At 36.3% G+C, this 17001-nt stretch carries 14 protein-coding genes; 1 reads left to right on the top strand and 13 read right to left on the bottom strand.

What is annotated here, in order from left to right:
• The 7 genes from RTP52_RS15625 to RTP52_RS15595 all read right to left on the bottom strand — a co-directional run.
• Positions 1–251, bottom strand: a 251-nt coding sequence (locus RTP52_RS15625; protein WP_331661683.1) for a hypothetical protein, incomplete at its 3' end; no start/stop codon positions are given.
• Positions 245–1111 carry a metallophosphoesterase gene (locus RTP52_RS15620; protein WP_312104733.1) on the bottom strand — a complete coding sequence of 289 codons (867 nt, stop codon included), beginning with the start codon at positions 1109–1111 and terminating at the stop codon, positions 245–247. The genes RTP52_RS15625 and RTP52_RS15620, both read right to left, overlap by 7 nt.
• Positions 1112–1248: 137 nt before the next feature.
• Entirely contained in the window at positions 1249–2601 is a 1353-nt protein-coding gene (locus RTP52_RS15615; protein ID WP_312372383.1) for a D-alanyl-D-alanine carboxypeptidase family protein, read from the bottom strand.
• 161 nt (positions 2602–2762) lie between these two features.
• Positions 2763–3356, bottom strand: coding sequence for an Ig-like domain-containing protein (locus RTP52_RS15610; RefSeq protein ID WP_312104729.1), 594 nt, complete (start codon positions 3354–3356; stop codon positions 2763–2765).
• A 339-nt stretch (positions 3357–3695) separates the two neighbouring features.
• Complete coding sequence (locus RTP52_RS15605; protein WP_312372381.1) at positions 3696–6539, bottom strand: FtsX-like permease family protein; 2844 nt, start codon at positions 6537–6539, stop codon at positions 3696–3698.
• A 127-nt stretch (positions 6540–6666) separates the two neighbouring features.
• Positions 6667–7371: an ABC transporter ATP-binding protein gene (locus RTP52_RS15600; RefSeq protein ID WP_312372379.1), complete on the bottom strand. Its 705-nt coding sequence runs from the start codon at positions 7369–7371 to the stop codon at positions 6667–6669.
• Between the two features lie 279 nt (positions 7372–7650).
• Positions 7651–8976, bottom strand: a complete 1326-nt coding sequence (locus RTP52_RS15595; protein ID WP_312372377.1) for a pyrimidine-nucleoside phosphorylase — start codon at positions 8974–8976, stop codon at positions 7651–7653.
• 423 nt (positions 8977–9399) lie between these two features.
• Between RTP52_RS15595 and RTP52_RS15590 the strand changes: the two genes are divergently transcribed.
• On the top strand, positions 9400–10434 hold the full coding sequence (locus RTP52_RS15590) for a 3-deoxy-7-phosphoheptulonate synthase (protein ID WP_312106929.1): 1035 nt from the start codon (positions 9400–9402) through the stop codon (positions 10432–10434).
• A 184-nt stretch (positions 10435–10618) separates the two neighbouring features.
• Here the strand turns inward: RTP52_RS15590 and RTP52_RS15585 are convergent, their stop codons facing one another.
• From RTP52_RS15585 to RTP52_RS15560, 6 genes are all read right to left on the bottom strand, one after another.
• Positions 10619–11494 carry a tyrosine-type recombinase/integrase gene (locus RTP52_RS15585; RefSeq protein ID WP_312372375.1) on the bottom strand — a complete coding sequence of 292 codons (876 nt, stop codon included), beginning with the start codon at positions 11492–11494 and terminating at the stop codon, positions 10619–10621.
• Between the two features lie 211 nt (positions 11495–11705).
• On the bottom strand, positions 11706–12311 hold the full coding sequence (locus tag RTP52_RS15580; protein ID WP_312372373.1) for a stage II sporulation protein M: 606 nt from the start codon (positions 12309–12311) through the stop codon (positions 11706–11708).
• 67 nt (positions 12312–12378) lie between these two features.
• Positions 12379–12909, bottom strand: a complete 531-nt coding sequence (locus RTP52_RS15575; protein WP_312372371.1) for an NUDIX hydrolase — start codon at positions 12907–12909, stop codon at positions 12379–12381.
• 141 nt (positions 12910–13050) lie between these two features.
• Positions 13051–14598: a ribonuclease Y gene (gene rny, locus RTP52_RS15570; protein ID WP_442913543.1), complete on the bottom strand. Its 1548-nt coding sequence runs from the start codon at positions 14596–14598 to the stop codon at positions 13051–13053.
• A 190-nt stretch (positions 14599–14788) separates the two neighbouring features.
• Entirely contained in the window at positions 14789–16252 is a 1464-nt protein-coding gene (gene miaB / locus RTP52_RS15565) for a tRNA (N6-isopentenyl adenosine(37)-C2)-methylthiotransferase MiaB (protein WP_312372369.1), read from the bottom strand.
• A gap of 397 nt (positions 16253–16649) precedes the next feature.
• The coding region (locus RTP52_RS15560; protein ID WP_312372368.1) for an aldehyde dehydrogenase family protein at positions 16650–17001 on the bottom strand (352 nt) is incomplete at its 5' end.

The following is a 17001-nucleotide window of genomic DNA, read 5'->3' as shown; positions in this document are numbered from 1 at the left end:
CACTTCTTTTCTTTCATGCGATAATAGTAAGGTTTTGAAAAACCAATTCCATAAATAACACAAAAAATCAAACCAATCGGATCCACAAAATGAACCGGATTGATTCGATTCTCAAATTTTTTATCTTCGTCCTTACCATAACGATGTTTTAATCGTCGGTATAAGATTGCCTTGGGTAATTCATGTAGGATCATAACAAAAACACCCGCGCATAATGAGGCTACAAGTAACATTATCTTTTCCTTTAGCATTTTCTAATTTCCACACAAATGAGTTCTGGACGATTGAATACTCGAACTGGTATCGTATGTGTTCCAAGCCCTCTGGATAAAAACATCACTGTGCGTCCTTTCTTAAAGATTCCTGAATCGTATTTTGGAAATAGTTCATAACGAGGAGAAATCACACCACCGAGATACGGAAGCTTCATAATGCCACCATGCACATGCCCAGATAGAATAAAATCAGCACCATATGAAACATATGCTTCAAAATAGTCTGGAATATGCGCAAGTAAAATTTCATAGGCATCCCCTTGTGTTTTTCCTACCAATGACTCTATATCTTTTGCATTAATTTCTACTTTTCTTTTTCCTTTTGCAAAAAATCTACGTGGCAAGGATAACCCTCGAATGATTAAGGTATCCGAACCTTTTTTTAATGTTATCGATTCATTATTTAAATAACATACACCTAATTTTTTTAAGTTTTCTAAAAATGATTGATAAAATTCCTTGCTACATCCAATCGCTTGCCCCCATTTCAGTTCGTGATTCCCTGGGGCATAATAAACAGGGTATCTCTTAGTAAGCTCACTTAAAAAATGGTATGCAACTTCTACTTTTTTTGGTTTTGCAGTCACTACTAAATCGCCTGCGATTAAAATCGCATCTGGTTTACAATCATTAATAGCTTTTAGTAGCCTAGCATTACCTTTTCCATACTGATTGTAATGTAAATCTGTAATACAAGCAAATCGCATATCATGAAAATTGCTTGGTACTTTCTTTTGCTCTAATAAATAATTGGTAACTACCAGATTTTTGTTTTCTATCCATAAGTATACTACCAAAAGAGCAGCTATAACAACAGCTGCAATGATATATTGCATAAATTAACTCCTTTTCTTACTTTTGCACCTTAAAAGATATGCAAAATAGTTTGCCACAATTCATCGACAAAACTATTTTGCATAAATCCTAACTATATTATACCATGAACTTAGGTTGTCGCCTAGGAAAATCCGTCTTAAAAATATTTCTTTACTAATCTCTTAAAATAGTCTCCATAACCAGCTTTTCCTACAGGAGTTGCAGCTGTAATGGACAATTTCCCAATTTCTTTTCCATCGTAATAATATGTAATTTCACCAATCACATCGGTAATATTCACCGGTGCTTCTAATGATTCTGACATCTTAACCTCTTTCGTTATATTCGCTGGATTTGTTCCTTTCATGCAAAGATAAGAAAACTTGGTATCAAGCTTACCTCCAACCGTTTCCTCAATTCCTTTCTTAACCGCTACTTCTGGAATTTCAAGCCCTTCTCCGTTATCTGTATAGATACTACAATTTGCAAATCCATAATTTAATAATTTAGCAGCCTCAGCAAAACGGGTCTTAGTATCCGGAGCCGCCATAATAACCGCAATTAAGTCCATCCCATCTCTTCTTGCTGTTGCTGAAAGACAATACTTAGCTAATCCAGTAGAACCTGTCTTTAACCCTGTAATCCCCTGATAGGACTTAATTAGTTTGTTGGTATTGTTCAAGCCAAATTCAATCTGACCACGCTTTGTGGTATGAACAAACCTATCCATCCATACAGTAGAATAGTTACTTATTTCCGGATGTTTCATAATAAGCTCTCTACTCATTAAGGCAACATCAAGTGCGCTGGTATAATGGTTGTCGGTGTCAAGGCCATAACAATTCACAAAGTTCGTATGGTTCATACCAAGAGCTTTTGCTTTTTCATTCATTTTCGAAACAAAGGCTTCCTCTGAACCTGCTATAAATTCAGCCATAGCAACGGAGGCATCATTCGCACTTGCGATTGATATACATTTTATCATCGTATCGACATCTTGAGTCTCAAACGGTTCAAGAAATACTTGAGAACCTCCCATAGAGGCAGCATGCTCGCTAACAGAAACCTGATCTGTCATCTTAATTTGTCCGCTATCAAGTGCATCAAAAATTAACAGTAACGTCATTATCTTGGTGATACTTGCTGGACGTAATTCTTTTGCTTCATTTTTAGAGTAGATAATATGCCCAGTGGAACCCTCCATTAAAACAACGGCTTCACTCGTTAAGGTAAGATCTCCTACTATTTCTGCAGCCTTTTCCAAATCAGTCCTAATTTGTTCCGCTAATGGTCCCGTGAACTCGACGGTCTCTGTAACAACATTTGCATCATTTACAGTATCCATTACCTTCCCATCCTCTGTATCGTTTGATTTTTCCTTATTCGCAGACACTGAATTTCCCACGTCTGTATCAGATGCATATGCTCCTATACCACTTTGAAAAAAGAACATAAAAACAATAAGAAGGGCAACTGCTTTCTTATACCAATGATACTTAAATCCTCTCATAATAGTTTAATCCATTCCAATTAATTACTACTATTTTAGTCCAATTCTTAGATTTTTATGACAAGTACAGAGTAAGTTTTCAAATCCTAGTAAGCCAAACTATTTCCATTTCATTTTTATACTCATTACATATGAAATGCTAAAGACTCCCCAAGGAATATTTACTTTTTCTTTTCAGCATCCTCCACTTTTTCGGTTACAGTTACTTTACATTCCATACTTCTTCCTTTCGCTTTCGCAGTGATAACCGCAGTCCCCGGAGATTTTGCAACAACGTTTCCACGAAATGATACCTCTGCCACCGAAGGATTGCTACTCTTATAAGATTCCCATAATAATACGCCCTTTACATTTAACCGTTTAGACTCATCGACGGTTAAGTTTAAAGATGTATAATTTAATTCAATCACGCGTACACGACATCGTAACACTTTCCCATCCACCTTAACATTAATAAAAGCCAATCCAGGTTGGTAGGCAGTTACTTTTCCAAGTTTATTCACAAATGCAACCTTAAAGTCCGTAGAAGAAAAAGTCAAACGTTTATTCACAGTTCTTACACCAAGCCGAAAACTTTCTCCGCTTACCATTACGACATCTCTTTCGGTTAGATAAACCCCGATCCTCGGCTCATAAAACACATACCGATAATATGTTGAGGTTCGTGGTATTATGAACTTATAAAATATAGCAAATATTACAAATACAACTAACAATTGCATGATAATTGGCCCGAGTTTTCCTGATGACTTCAAATAGATACTCCTTTAAAGAAAAGGTGGAACAACAGTTGATATCTTTTGTTCCACCTTTACTTGTTTAATTTATCATATTCAAAATTCGTTAAGAAATGACTATATCTTTCATTTCTCTGTCTATTTTCATCTCCCAGCTTATCTTTTTCTTGCACACTTAAAAGAATGCCTTCTTAGTAGGTTGGATATTTGTGCCGAGGACGACGCAGGCACAAGCATGAATGCCGGAAGAATAAAAATGAATTTCCAATGGATTTCATTTTCATTCTTCTTGTGTGAAGTTTTAGAATTTCTTAGGCGACGTCTTTTATCGCCTAAGAAATTCTCCTCACACTGCACTTATTCCACACTTTTTAAGGATTCTATCATATCAATTTTCCTAAGTTTAAAGTACATAAAAAGACTGATTACCAAAGTAAAGACCATCGTGATTCCAGCACTAAATATCAAGCTAATTGGTTTTATTAAACGACCAAACATCACCATATCCACTTCACATGTAATGATGATATATCGATGAAGAACAATACCAAAAAATACACCAAATATCATTCCTATGAAAGTTAGAAGGTTATTTTCTTTCATTACATACGAATTCACTTCAACATCATAGAAACCTAAAACTTTTAACGAAGCTAGTTCACGTTTACGTTCATTGATATTAATATTACTTAGGTTATATAAAACAATAAACGCTAGCATTCCAGCGCAGATGATTAGTACATAGACAATGATATTTAAACTTGAAAGCATATCGTCAATATGGTTGTTAAATGTGTTTGTCGATGAAATTGCCATGATATCTTTATACTTTACTAAAAGATCTCGAAATAACCCTTCTTCAAAATCTGTCGCATGGCTTTTATTTATCAATAGGATTTGATTATAAGATGGATCCTCCCCGTACAGTGACTGATAAAGGTCTGAGGTCATAAACACATAATGTCCCATATAATTTTCTGAAATTGCAGTAACAACCACATTTTGTTTATTAAAGTTATCCATCTCAATTGTTATGGTATCTCCCACCGATAACGAAAGCAACTTTGCGAGCTTTTCCGTAATAATTACTCCATCCTCGTTTAGATGATATGTCGTTTTTGTAATACGATCACGGAATGTATAAAATTCGTTATAATTGCTACCGCTCTCAACAACCAATAGAGAAGCAGAGCGATTTAAACTGCCATTTGAGAACTTCAATGATTTATCTAAAATCGAAGTAGCATTGAGAACTCTATCATCCTCTAATATCTCTGGAATTAACGAATCTCTATTTTCTTTCGTAATTTTATCGGTCAATGAAATCGAAGCATCTTGATGGAATAACTCTGTATACTGCAGTTCTGACATTACTCCAATAGAATCCCTGATACCAAACCCAACAATTATTAACGCCATACAGCCTGCTATACCAATCGTTGTCATATAGAAACGTTTCTTATATCGGAATAAATTACGTAGCGTTGACTTCTTTGTAAAGTTTAAACGATTCCATATAAATCCGATACGTTCTAATAAGATTCTTCTTCCTGCCTTTGGAGCGATCGGACGCATTAACTGTGCTGGCTCCGATTTTAAATCCTTCATACATGCCATAAAGGTTGCTAGCATTGTACATAATACAGCAAAGGAACCTGCCATGATTGCATAATATGGACGATAAGGTATTGAAATAACTGGTAGGGAATCATACATGATCCGATATGCATTTATTACGATATAAGGGAATATTTTCTGTCCAATGAGGACACCAATAATGCTACCGCTAACTGTTGCAAATAGTGCATACTTAATAAATTTACCTGCAATCGACATCTTACCATATCCAAGCGCCTTTAGGATACCGATTTGAGTACGTTGTTCATCCACCATTCTAGTCATTGTAGTAAGACATACGAGTGCTGCAACAAAGAAAAATATTGATGGGAAAACCCTGGCAATCGCATCCATACGGTCAGCATCCATTTCATATGAAACAAATGATTCGATGGTATCACGATTTAATACATACCAAGTAGGAGGTTCAATTTTGACAAGTTCTTCTCTTCCTTCTTGCAGTGTTATTTCATTTGCTGCTATCTCCTCTTTTGCTTTTGCAAACTGTTCTTTTGCAATTGCCCTTTGCTCCTCTAATACAACCTTTTGTTTCTTTAGTTCATCCTCTGATACCTTTAATTTCGCTTCCTCTGGAGCGAACATTTTGTCTATTTCTTCTATCGGATAAGTAGCACTTAGTAGAGCTTTCTTATTCTCTAGCTCTTCTTTTGCCGCAGTGAGTGTTGTTTGCGCTTCTTCTATAGATGAATTACCTTTTTCAATCTTAGCATAGGTTTCTTCCTCTTTTTGTCTTAAGTCTTTTTTTGCTTTTGCTAACTCCTGCTCCCCTTTTTCTAATTCTTCCCTAGGTTCTCTCGTTACTTCTTCATAGCGAATACTTCCACGTTCCTTAGTTATCGCTTCAATATTCTCTTGGACAGTTTTTACACGTTCTTCATATTCCTTGCTATAGGAGTTAAATTCCATAGCATCCTTTACTGTTACATAAAGCTCTGTATACACATCTTGTTTAAAGTTTTCCTTTGGTAAGATGATAAAGCTACTAATCTTCCCATCCCCAATTGTTCCATTTCCTCTACTAAATGACATATAGCGAGAGTCCGTACAGCTCCCCACGATGGTTAGCGAAGTCTCCTTAAGATCATCCTTTAAATCTCCTTCTGGCAAGGATAATGTAATGGTATCTCCTACTTTATAACCAGTACTATCTAATAATAAGGTGTCTACCAAACATTCGGAATTATTTTCTGGAAAACGTCCTTCTATTAATTTAGCTTTATTTACTCTATCATTTAAAGAATATGTTTTAACTACAATGTCGGAGTCTTTCAAATGAACCAATACATCTTTCGAATATGCCCCCTCCACCGCAGATACTCCATCTAATTTGCTAATAGCTTCTACATCATCTTCTGTTAATCCAAGCGTAGATAATACACGCAGATCCATTAAATTGGTAGAGTCATAATATTCGTCTGCTGATTGTAGCATATCATCTTTACAAGCTCGTAAGCCCGCAAACATTGCTACTCCTAATGCGACTATTAACAGAATTGACAAGAATCTGGTCCATGTTTTCTTTATTTCAATTCTAAAATCTTTATGCAGTGCTTTTTTCTTCATAGTACCCCCATTCCTGTGCACTTATATTTTTAATCCTCTTCTTACTTATACATGCCCGCCCAGTAGGCTGTGTGAAGTTTTAGAATTTCTTATGGTGTCTTTTGCCACCTTAGAAATTCTCTTCACACTACCACTCTATTGTTTCAACATCTACCGGATGTTCTATCTTTTTCATCTCCTTTACCTTACCATTACGAATACTGATAAGGCGGTCTGCCATCGGAGCAATTGCAGTATTGTGTGTAATAACAATAACCGTCATTCCACGCTCTCTGCACATATCTTGTAATAACTTTAGGATAGCTTTCCCTGTATTATAATCCAAGGCACCTGTTGGTTCATCGCATAATAATAATTTAGGATTTTTAGCGAGTGCTCTAGCAATAGAAACTCTCTGCTGCTCCCCTCCAGATAACTGGGCAGGAAAATTGTTTAGTCGATCAGAAAGCCCTACGTCAGCTAATACATCCTCTGCTTTTAGTGGGTCCTTACATATCTGTAGCGCAAGTTCTACATTTTCCTTGGCAGTTAAATTTGGTACTAAATTATAGAATTGAAATACGAATCCGATATCATCGCGACGATAGGTAGTTAGCTTTTTCTTATTGAATTTACTAATGTTTTGACCATCCACGATAATATCACCACTGGTCAAACTATCCATTCCTCCTAAGATATTAAGTACCGTGGTCTTTCCGGCACCACTTGGTCCAACGATTACGACAAACTCACCTTTTTCAATTTCAAAAGAGATTCCGTCTGACGCCTTAATCGTGACATCTCCCATCTGATATGTTTTTTTCACTTCGATTAATTCAACATAAGCTGACATTCTTATTTCTCCAATCTTTTTCTTATCCGCTATCTACCTTCTAACTATATAATATACTAGTAGATATAAAAATCTCATACCTTACCAATTTTCGCTTGTTATAATATTGTTTGAATCATAAAACTCAATTCATTATTAATAAAGAAATCTTTTCATAGTGAGTTACTGATATAGGATTTATACATTCTCCAGGTATTAAATATCCCGTATCAAAGCTACTCATATTACTTTAAAGAAACTGCGGCGTACCTTACAATAAGATAATCGCCGCAGTTCTCTCTAGAACTTAGTTGCTCCGTCCTTTGTTACTATTCCATGAATATGATTTGGTGCCTTCACTTTTTCATTAGAAATCGTATATGCTTTTAAGAAACGTTCCTTTGCCGCGCTTAATTTTTCTGGGTCGTTCGCATATAAGGTAGCAATCGGTGTTTCAGTCGTTACCTCATCGCCGATTTTTGCATGTATCTTCATACCTACTGTTAAATCGATTTCACTCTCTTTGGTCTCACGTCCACCGCCAAGAATTAGGGAAGTCATACCTATTTCATCGGTGTGAATCTCAGACACATAACCATCATTTGGTGCATAAACAGGCTCTATAATCGATGCTTTAGGGAATAAGCTCGTATCAAACACTGGGCCTGCATCCCCCCCTTGTGCGGTTACAAATTCCGCAAATTTCTTTAAGGCACTTCCATCCTTAATTGTATTTAAAAGTAATTCTCTTGCTTCTTCTATTGTTGTTACTCTCTTTGCACCTAATAACATATAAGAAGCCAGTGTTAAGCTAGCATCTAGTAAATCTTCTGGTCCATTACCAGATAATGTATCAATTGCCTCAATCACTTCAAGATTATTGCCAATTGCAATTCCTAAAGGTTGATTCATATCAGATATAACAGCATAAGTTGTTCGGCCAACGTTATGCCCGATATTTACCATAGTTTGTGCTAACTCAAACGAACCCTCCATCGTCTTCATAAAAGCACCACTACCAGTTTTCACGTCCAATACTATAACATCTGCACCTGCTGCTATCTTCTTACTCATAATGGAGCTGGAAATCAAGGAGATATTATCTACGGTAGCTGTAACATCGCGTAGTGCATAAATTTTTTTATCAGCTGGTGCTAAATTTGCAGTCTGACCGATGATTGCCAGTTTCATACGGTTAACATTTTCAAAAAACTGTTCATCTGAAAGAGATGTAGAAAATCCTTCAAAACTCTCTAATTTATCAATGGTACCTCCCGTATGTCCAAGTCCTCTTCCAGACATCTTTGCTACCGGAACTGATAAAGCGGCAACCATTGGACAAATGACAAGTGAAGTCTTATCTCCAACTCCGCCTGTACTGTGCTTATCAACTTTCATTCCTTCTATGGCAGATAAATCAAGCATATCACCGCTATTTGCCATTGCCATCGTTAATGCTGCTGTTTCTTCAACATTCATTTCTTTTAAACAAACAGCCATTAAGAAAGCTGACATTTGGTAGTCTGGAATTGTGCCATTTGTATAACCGGAAACAATATATTCAATCTCCTGTTTTGTTAAGACCTCCCCATTTTTTTTCTTATTAATTAAGTCATACATTCTCATAATTCGTATCTACCTTTCCAAGCAAGCTATCTTTTATAAGCTTTGCTATTATTATATTATCTTTCATAACTTACTACTCAGCTACTTTAATAATATGTGATAAAATTATTATTATCTTAACAGGTTTATTATTTACAAGTTCATTATTTACAAGTTCATTTAGAATATTTTACTATTATCAGTATAACCAAATATATTTACATACTCAATAGCAATTTTACGATTTAATAATAAACTAAGAATTCTCATATTTCTTTTGTAATTGTTATGAATTATTTATAAATGTGATTCTCCTACCAAGAATAGACTTCTAAGGATAGATTCGATAGAATAACATTGACGAATAGTGAAAAAAGCATTAGAATAGTAGCACATTAATACATTAAATTGTATTTTGGGACTAAAAAGAAAGGCAAGGTACAAATCATGAGTTTTAATTATGTTAGAAAAGTTATGACCCCTGAAGAGTTGAAAAGCGCACTCCCTATGTCGGAGTACGCTACAAGAATAAAGAAGGAACGCGATGCGCAAATCAAAGATGTCTTTACTGGAGCTTCTGATAAGTTCCTTGTCATTATTGGACCATGTTCCGCTGACAATGAGGATGCAGTACTTGACTATCTTTATAGATTAACAAAATTAGCAGATAAAGTATCGGATAAGCTTATCATCATCCCAAGAATTTATACAAATAAGCCGCGTACCACAGGAGAAGGTTATAAGGGTATCAGCCATCAGCCAAATCCTGAGGAAGAACCAAACCTTCAAGAAGGATTGATTGCAATGCGTAAGATGCATCTACGTGCTATCAATGAGACTGGATTAACTGCAGCAGATGAGATGTTATATTCTGAAAACTGGCCATATGTGGATGATATGTTATCCTATGTCGCTGTTGGTGCACGTTCTGTTGAGGACCAACAACACCGTTTAACTATCAGTGGTATGGATGTTCCTGCCGGTATGAAAAACCCAACCTCAGGCGATTTATCTGTAATGCTAAATTCCTGTATTGCAGCACAGGCTTCCCACACTTTCCTCTATCGTACTTGGGAAGTTCAAACAGATGGTAATCCATTAGCACATACTATCCTCCGTGGTGCAGTAAACAAACATGGTCAATGTATTCCAAACTACCATTATGAAGATCTCAATCGTTTGCTTATGATGTATCAAGAATTACCAAATCTCCTAAATCAAGCGACTATCGTTGATGCGAACCATGCAAATTCAAGTAAGCAGTATTACGAACAGCCTAGAATTGTAAAAGAGGTACTTCACTCCCGTAAGGTAAATGATCAGATTGCTAAGTTAGTAAAAGGTGTTATGGTGGAAAGCTACATAGAAGAGGGCAACCAAAAAGTTGGTGAACACGTCTATGGAAAGTCCATCACCGATGCTTGCATTGGCTGGGATACTACTGAAAAATTAATTTATACGATAGCAGATAATATATAGGAACAGGTATAGGAAAAATACCTCGTTTATTGGGTATTAAGAGGGAGAAAGCAACGAGTGCTTTCTCCCTTTTTTAATTATCTTTGAATGTATCCTCAAATAGTGCGCTGCAAATGCTGTATTCATGCGAGCTCTCAGACACAAATAGTAACAATCCGTTGCCTCTCGCCACCACAGTTTTTAATCACGCACGTGGATGAGTTTTTTGATAAGTTCCAAAGGTTTCACCGATACGCTGCTTCGTATAATGTTGTGTAGCGGTGATATTCGTATGTCCCATTAATTCCTTCATACTGTTTAAATCCGCGCCATTTTCTATCATATGGATTGCAAAAGAATTTCGTATGACCTGTGGTGTCAAATCCTCTTCTAACCCTATTTGTTTCCCGTAATATTTCATGATTTTCCACACACCCTGTCTTGTCATAGGCTCCCCTTGCCTGCCTAGGAATAGATACGGACTTTCTTTTCTTACATCGTTATCTGAATCTAAATACGTTTCTAAGGAGGCTCTTGCAGCTTGTCCAAATGGTACTACCCGATTCTTCTTTACTTCTCGAACCGTAACGCATCCAAATTTTAGATTGATATCTTCTTTTTTTAATCCACCGATTTCTGATACCTTCATCCCTGTCGCATACATCAATTCAAGCATTGCTTTATCCCTGATACCTCGTTTGGTATTACAGTCAGGTGCAGATAATAAAGATAGTACTTGTTCTTTTGTTAAGTATTTCGGTGGAGCAATTTCAACTTTTGGTGGCTTAATCCTCTCGGTAGGATCACCAATTAACTTTCCATGTTTCATTAAATAAAATAAAAAACTACGTATGGAAACCAGACTTCGGTTTACCGTAGCCTTTGATTTCCCCTCTTTTTCTTGCTGTAACAGAAATGAATTGATCATGGTTTCCGTTATCTTCTTTGGTTCACTCACACTATTTTCTTGCAAGAAGAAACACCATCTTTTTAAATCAATGCGATAAGCACTTAAGGTATTGTTTGTGGCATTTTTTATATTCTTTTGATAAATTAAAAAATCTTCAATCTCTTTTTCCACCATTTCCTCCAAAACATGCTCCAACCGCATTTTTCATTATATGTAACATCTTAAACCAACTAGTTCCCAACAGACCCGAAGCACACACACCGAAACGTATCGCTTGACAGTAAGCTGTATTCATCCAATCTTTTTTTAACTTGTACTAAACCTCTAGACGAGAAAAGAATGAAACATGTAACATGTAGTATAATACTATTATAATATCTAATTAGAATAATTGTAAGGTCTTTTTCACAAGATAACTACCTACAAATGCCTCCATACAAGCTCCAATTAAAATACATACAATTAGTATTATAATTAATTTTATATATTTTTTCAATAATAGTACATTTTGTAACCCTGATGTAGAATCGTGATTGGCCTCCATGTAAAGAGCAAAACAGTTTTTAATACTGATTAAAACAACTGGTACAAATATTAGTTCTTGAGGAAATAGGTAAGCGAGGTAAAGTAATCCCCCCTTCATCCCATAGTGCATCCATAAAGTCATCATAAGATAACCCACCTGAAAACCCCTGCTTAAGAGATACCATCCCATATATGGTAGGCCCAAAAATGTCAGACTTAGAGTCCAGAACAGGAAAAAGGGTTTTAGTTTCGAGGTGAAAATATAGCGAAAAAAATCCCCATAATTGATTTCCATGGACTTAATGGTATTAAAATATCTGCTATTTAAGCTGTCTACACTATTTTGCAATAATCCTTGGCTTACTTTAGAGAAAATACACCCAAGGATGACACTTGCAAAAAAGAGAACCATGGCTATTGTCAACGGTTCTCTTTTTTTTAATCTTAAACTCCATCGTTTCATGCTGACCTCCAAGACATAGATTTCTAGTTCTCACTAAGAACTATATGCTTGGACTATTCGAAACATACTATAAATTTTTCTTTGCCTTATATGCTAGGATTGCTGAAATCGTTTTAGCGTCTTGTATGGTACCATTTAAAATCAAAGTAACCAATTCCTCTAATGTATATGCTTCCACCTCTACAAATTCATCCTCATCAAGATGCTGCTTGGAGGGCTTTAAATCCTCTGTGTAATAGATACTAATAAGTTCATTGCAAAAAGCCACTGTAGTATATAAATCAAGGAGATGCTCCACTTTTTCGGTGCAGTATCCTGTCTCTTCCTCAAGCTCTCTCATCGCCGCTAATTTTCGATCTTCCCCACGATTTAAACCACCCGCAGGTATTTCTAACGTATAACGCTCCGGAGCATTTCGATATTGACGCACCATAATAATCTTACCTTCTGAATTTACTGGAACAATAGCAGAAGCACCTTTATGGTCAATATAATCCCACTCTGCTTCTCTTCCGTCTGGCAACTTTATCGTATCGGTATAAACATCAACGATTCTTCCCTTATGCTCCAATCTACGATTTATTCTTTGATAGTCCATAGTAACCTCCATTCTGTCGCAATCCTGAGAATTTGGGCGACAGCACAAATTCGTTAACTCCATTCCAAAAAAATGAGGTTGCTCAAGTGCTTAAATATACTATATTTAGCACTTTCCACAACCTCATGTTTATTTCATTTTTTATTTCGCGTAATCTGTAACCCTTGATTCACGAATTACATTTACTTTGATCATGCCCGGATATTCTAATTCGGACTCAATCTTCTTGGATAAGTCACGAGCGAGTAATACCATATCGTCATCGGTAACCTGATCTGGCACCACCATAACGCGTACTTCTCGTCCTGCTTGAATTGCAAATGACTTATCGACCCCTTTAAAGCCGTTGGTAATATCTTCTAACTGTTTCAAACGGTTAGTATATGTTTCCAATGTCTCTCTACGAGCACCAGGTCTAGCAGCCGAAATTGTATCAGCAGCTTGAACGATACAGGCAATTAAGGACTGGAATTCAACATCACCGTGATGCGCTTCCACCGCATTAATTACAATTGGAGATTCTTTATACTTTCTACATAAATCAACACCAATTTGTACATGCGTTCCTTCCATTTCATGATCAACTGATTTACCAATATCGTGCAATAAACCTGCACGCTTAGCTATACGTACATCAACACCGATTTCTCCGGCTAATAAACCGGATAAAATAGCCACTTCAATGGAATGCTTCAATGCATTCTGACCATAGCTTGTTCTAAATTTCATCTTACCTAATAGTCTAACAAGTTCCGGATGAATGCCATGAACACCAACCTCTAAAGTTGCTGCTTCACCTTCTTCACGAATCATCGTTTCCACTTCTTTTTGAGCTTTTTCTACCATCTCTTCAATTCTTGCAGGATGGATACGTCCATCTACAATTAACTTCTCAAGAGCAATTCTTGCAATCTCTCTACGAATTGGATCAAAGCCAGAAAGAATGACTGCTTCCGGAGTATCATCAATGATTAAATCGACACCAGTTAAGGTTTCTAAGGTACGAATATTACGTCCTTCTCTACCAATGATTCTACCCTTCATCTCATCATTTGGAAGCTGTACAACAGAAATCGTTGTCTCAGCTACATGGTCTGCAGCGCATTTTTGAATTGCAGTAACAACATAATCCTTTGCCTTTTTCTCAGCTTCTTCTTTTGCCCTGCTTTCTAATTCTTTAATTAGTACAGCAGTTTCATGTTTTACTTCATCTTCGACAGTTTTAATAAGATATTCCTTCGCTTGTTCGGAGGTCAAACCGGAAATTTTCTCCAACTCATCAACTTGTTTCTGATGGGATTCTTCCACCTCAACACGGAGTCTATCAAGTTCTTGCTCCTTCGCTACGAGTTTAGCTTCCTTCTTTTCCAGTGCTTCCGTTTTTCTGTCAAGTGTTTCTTCCTTCGTTAACACACGTTTTTCATAACGCTGTAACTCGGCTCTACGTTCCTTCGTCTCTCTCTCGAGCTCATTCTTCGTCTTTAATGACTCTTCCTTCGCTTCGAGCAAAGCTTCTCTTTTCTTAGTTTCCGCCGTTTTTAAAGCTTCATCTATGATTTCTCTTGCTTTTTCCTCTGCACTACCAATTTTGCCTTCTACAACTTTTTTATAGTAGCTAATGGCAGATTTCCAAGCAATCAGAGCAACTATGACCGCAGTAATCACACATGCAATTACTATCTTTATAATAAGCACAGGAGCACCTCCTTTATTTAGTTTTCATTGTACATGTATACAACATATAAATTTTATACTGTTTTTATATTTATGTCAAGTACACATTGGAAAATTTTATGCATTTTGATGAATATTTTTGTAAAATGTTGAAATTGTTAATATATAAAGCACATTATATTAATTCGAATGAATTAAGACATTTTTAGTCTTCCATCATTTCGCCTATATAATAAAAGCCTTTACATTCCGCTAATTTTACAGTTACAATATTTCCAATTAACTCCTCTGTTCCCTTAAAATGCACGAGTACATTATTACTTAATCTACCAGTCATTAAACTATTATCCTGCCCATTTACTTCTTCTACTAGAATCTCTGCAGTTTTGCCTTCATCTTCTTTTACAAGCTTAGAAGAAGTCTCCCTAATAGTTGCTAAAAGTCGTTGGAAGCGCTCTTTTGCCACTTCTTCTGGAATCTGGTTTTCCATAGTTGCTGCCGGAGTTCCACTTCGTTTACTATAGATAAAGGAATAAGCGCTATCATAACCAACTTTACGAACAACATCTAAGGTATCTTCGAAATCTTCTTCGGTTTCTCCAGGGAATCCTACGATAATATCCGTAGTCAAGGAGATGTCTGGCATCGCCATCTTAATACGGTCTACTAAGTTTAGATAATCCTCTTTGGTGTACTTACGATTCATCTTCTTTAAAAGTTCTGTACTTCCAGACTGTACTGGTAAATGAAGATGATTACAGATTTTCTTGCTGTTTTTCATAACCTCAATAACATCATTCGATAAATCCTTTGGATGCGGAGTCATAAAACGAATACGCTTAAGCCCCTCCACCTGCTCTACCATCTGTAGTAACTGTGCAAAGGAAACTGGTTCGTCAAGTGTCTTGCCATAGGAATTGACATTCTGACCAAGGAGCATAACTTCAACAACACCCTTTGATACGAGCTGCTTAATTTCTTTCATGATGTCCTCTGGATTTCTGCTACGCTCTCTACCACGCACATATGGAACGATGCAATAGCTACAGAAATTATTGCACCCATACATAATATTGACACCTGCTTTGAACTTATACTTTTGTTCGCTAGGAAGTTCTTCGACAATCTTGTCTGTTTCCTTCCATATGTCGATTACCATTTTCTCTGTGGTATGTCTCGCATAAATAAGCTCCGCTAACTTAAAGATATTATGGGTACCAAAAACGATATCAACGAAACGATAGCTTTTCTTTATTTTTTCTACCACATGGGACTCTTGCATCATACAGCCACAAAGTGCAATTCTCATGTGAGGATTTTTTTTCTTTACGTTTCCAAGAAAACCGATACGCCCATAAACTCTGGAATTCGCATTTTCACGTACGGTACAAGTATTATAGATTACAAAATCAGCCTCTTCCGAATCCGTTTCCTCATATCCGATGGTCTCTAAGATACCAGCAAGTTTCTCTGAATCTTTGGCATTCATCTGGCAACCAAATGTCTGCACATTGAAAGTAAGCGGACGTCCTAATTCGTCTGCTACCTTCTTAACCTCTGCTTTACATAATGCCATATAGTAATACTGACGCTCTGGTTCTTTCTCTGGAACTAAACCGGATAAGTCTATCAAATCTATATTGTTGTTTAAGTTATCTAATTCGCTCATTGTTATCCTCCAAAATTAACAGATCATATACTCATTATAAAAATGTGCTAAGGATTCGATAGCACAAAAGCTCTATTATTTAAAATAATAATCAAAATTTGCTTCCATTTTAGTTATGCTTTAATCACATGTCCTCTAGTATTTTACGGGAAATGCTCCTAGTTTGCAAGTGGAAATACAAAACAAAGTGATAGTACAACAAGAACAATCACACAAGTCAAAGCGGATATTCGCAATCTACTTACGGTACTTGCTCCTAACCTCATTGCCACTACGTGGCATTTTAAAATACCACAAAAAAACTGGATATTCCCTCCATTAGCACTTAGGCTACTAGGAATATCCAGTTTCTTTTCACGAAATTTAAGTATCTTTTAATTTACAATATCCCTTTTTGTTATGGTCTTATTTGCCCATTGCCAAATACAACGTATTTTGTAGAAGTTAAGGCTTCTAATCCCATAGGTCCTCTGGCATGAAGTTTTTGTGTACTGATTCCTATTTCGGCACCAAGTCCAAATACTTCACCATCGGTAAATCTAGTAGAAGCATTTACATATACTGCAGCTGCATCAATTTCTTCTAAAAATTTCATTGCATTTTGATAGTCAGATGTAATTATGCTCTCAGAATGACCAGTATTATAATGGTTGATGTGCGCAATTGCTTCCTCAATCCCCTTTACTACCTTTACCGAAATCAAAGTATCTAAATATTCTGTACCAAAATCTTCTTCAGTAGCTTCTTCC

This window comes from Lachnoclostridium sp. (assembly GCF_031997925.1).
In the GTDB taxonomy this organism is placed as follows: domain Bacteria; phylum Bacillota; class Clostridia; order Lachnospirales; family Lachnospiraceae; genus Lachnoclostridium.
The sequence above is the reverse complement of the archived record's forward strand: the minus strand, read 5'-3'. Positions and strand labels throughout refer to the sequence as shown.

Bases quoted from the DNA above. Each gene is read 5' to 3' on its own strand.
- RTP52_RS15600 (WP_312372379.1), bottom strand. From the start codon at position 7,371: ATGTCAGCTTATGTTGAATTAATCGAAGTGAAAAAAACATATCAGATG.
- RTP52_RS15615 (WP_312372383.1), bottom strand. From the start codon at position 2,601: ATGAGAGGATTTAAGTATCATTGGTATAAGAAAGCAGTTGCCCTTCTT.
- RTP52_RS15620 (WP_312104733.1), bottom strand. From the start codon at position 1,111: ATGCAATATATCATTGCAGCTGTTGTTATAGCTGCTCTTTTGGTAGTA.
- RTP52_RS15580 (WP_312372373.1), bottom strand. From the start codon at position 12,311: ATGAAACGATGGAGTTTAAGATTAAAAAAAAGAGAACCGTTGACAATA.
- RTP52_RS15605 (WP_312372381.1), bottom strand. From the start codon at position 6,539: ATGAAGAAAAAAGCACTGCATAAAGATTTTAGAATTGAAATAAAGAAA.
- RTP52_RS15575 (WP_312372371.1), bottom strand. From the start codon at position 12,909: ATGGACTATCAAAGAATAAATCGTAGATTGGAGCATAAGGGAAGAATC.
- miaB (WP_312372369.1), bottom strand. From the start codon at position 16,252: ATGAGCGAATTAGATAACTTAAACAACAATATAGATTTGATAGACTTA.
- RTP52_RS15595 (WP_312372377.1), bottom strand. From the start codon at position 8,976: ATGAGAATGTATGACTTAATTAATAAGAAAAAAAATGGGGAGGTCTTA.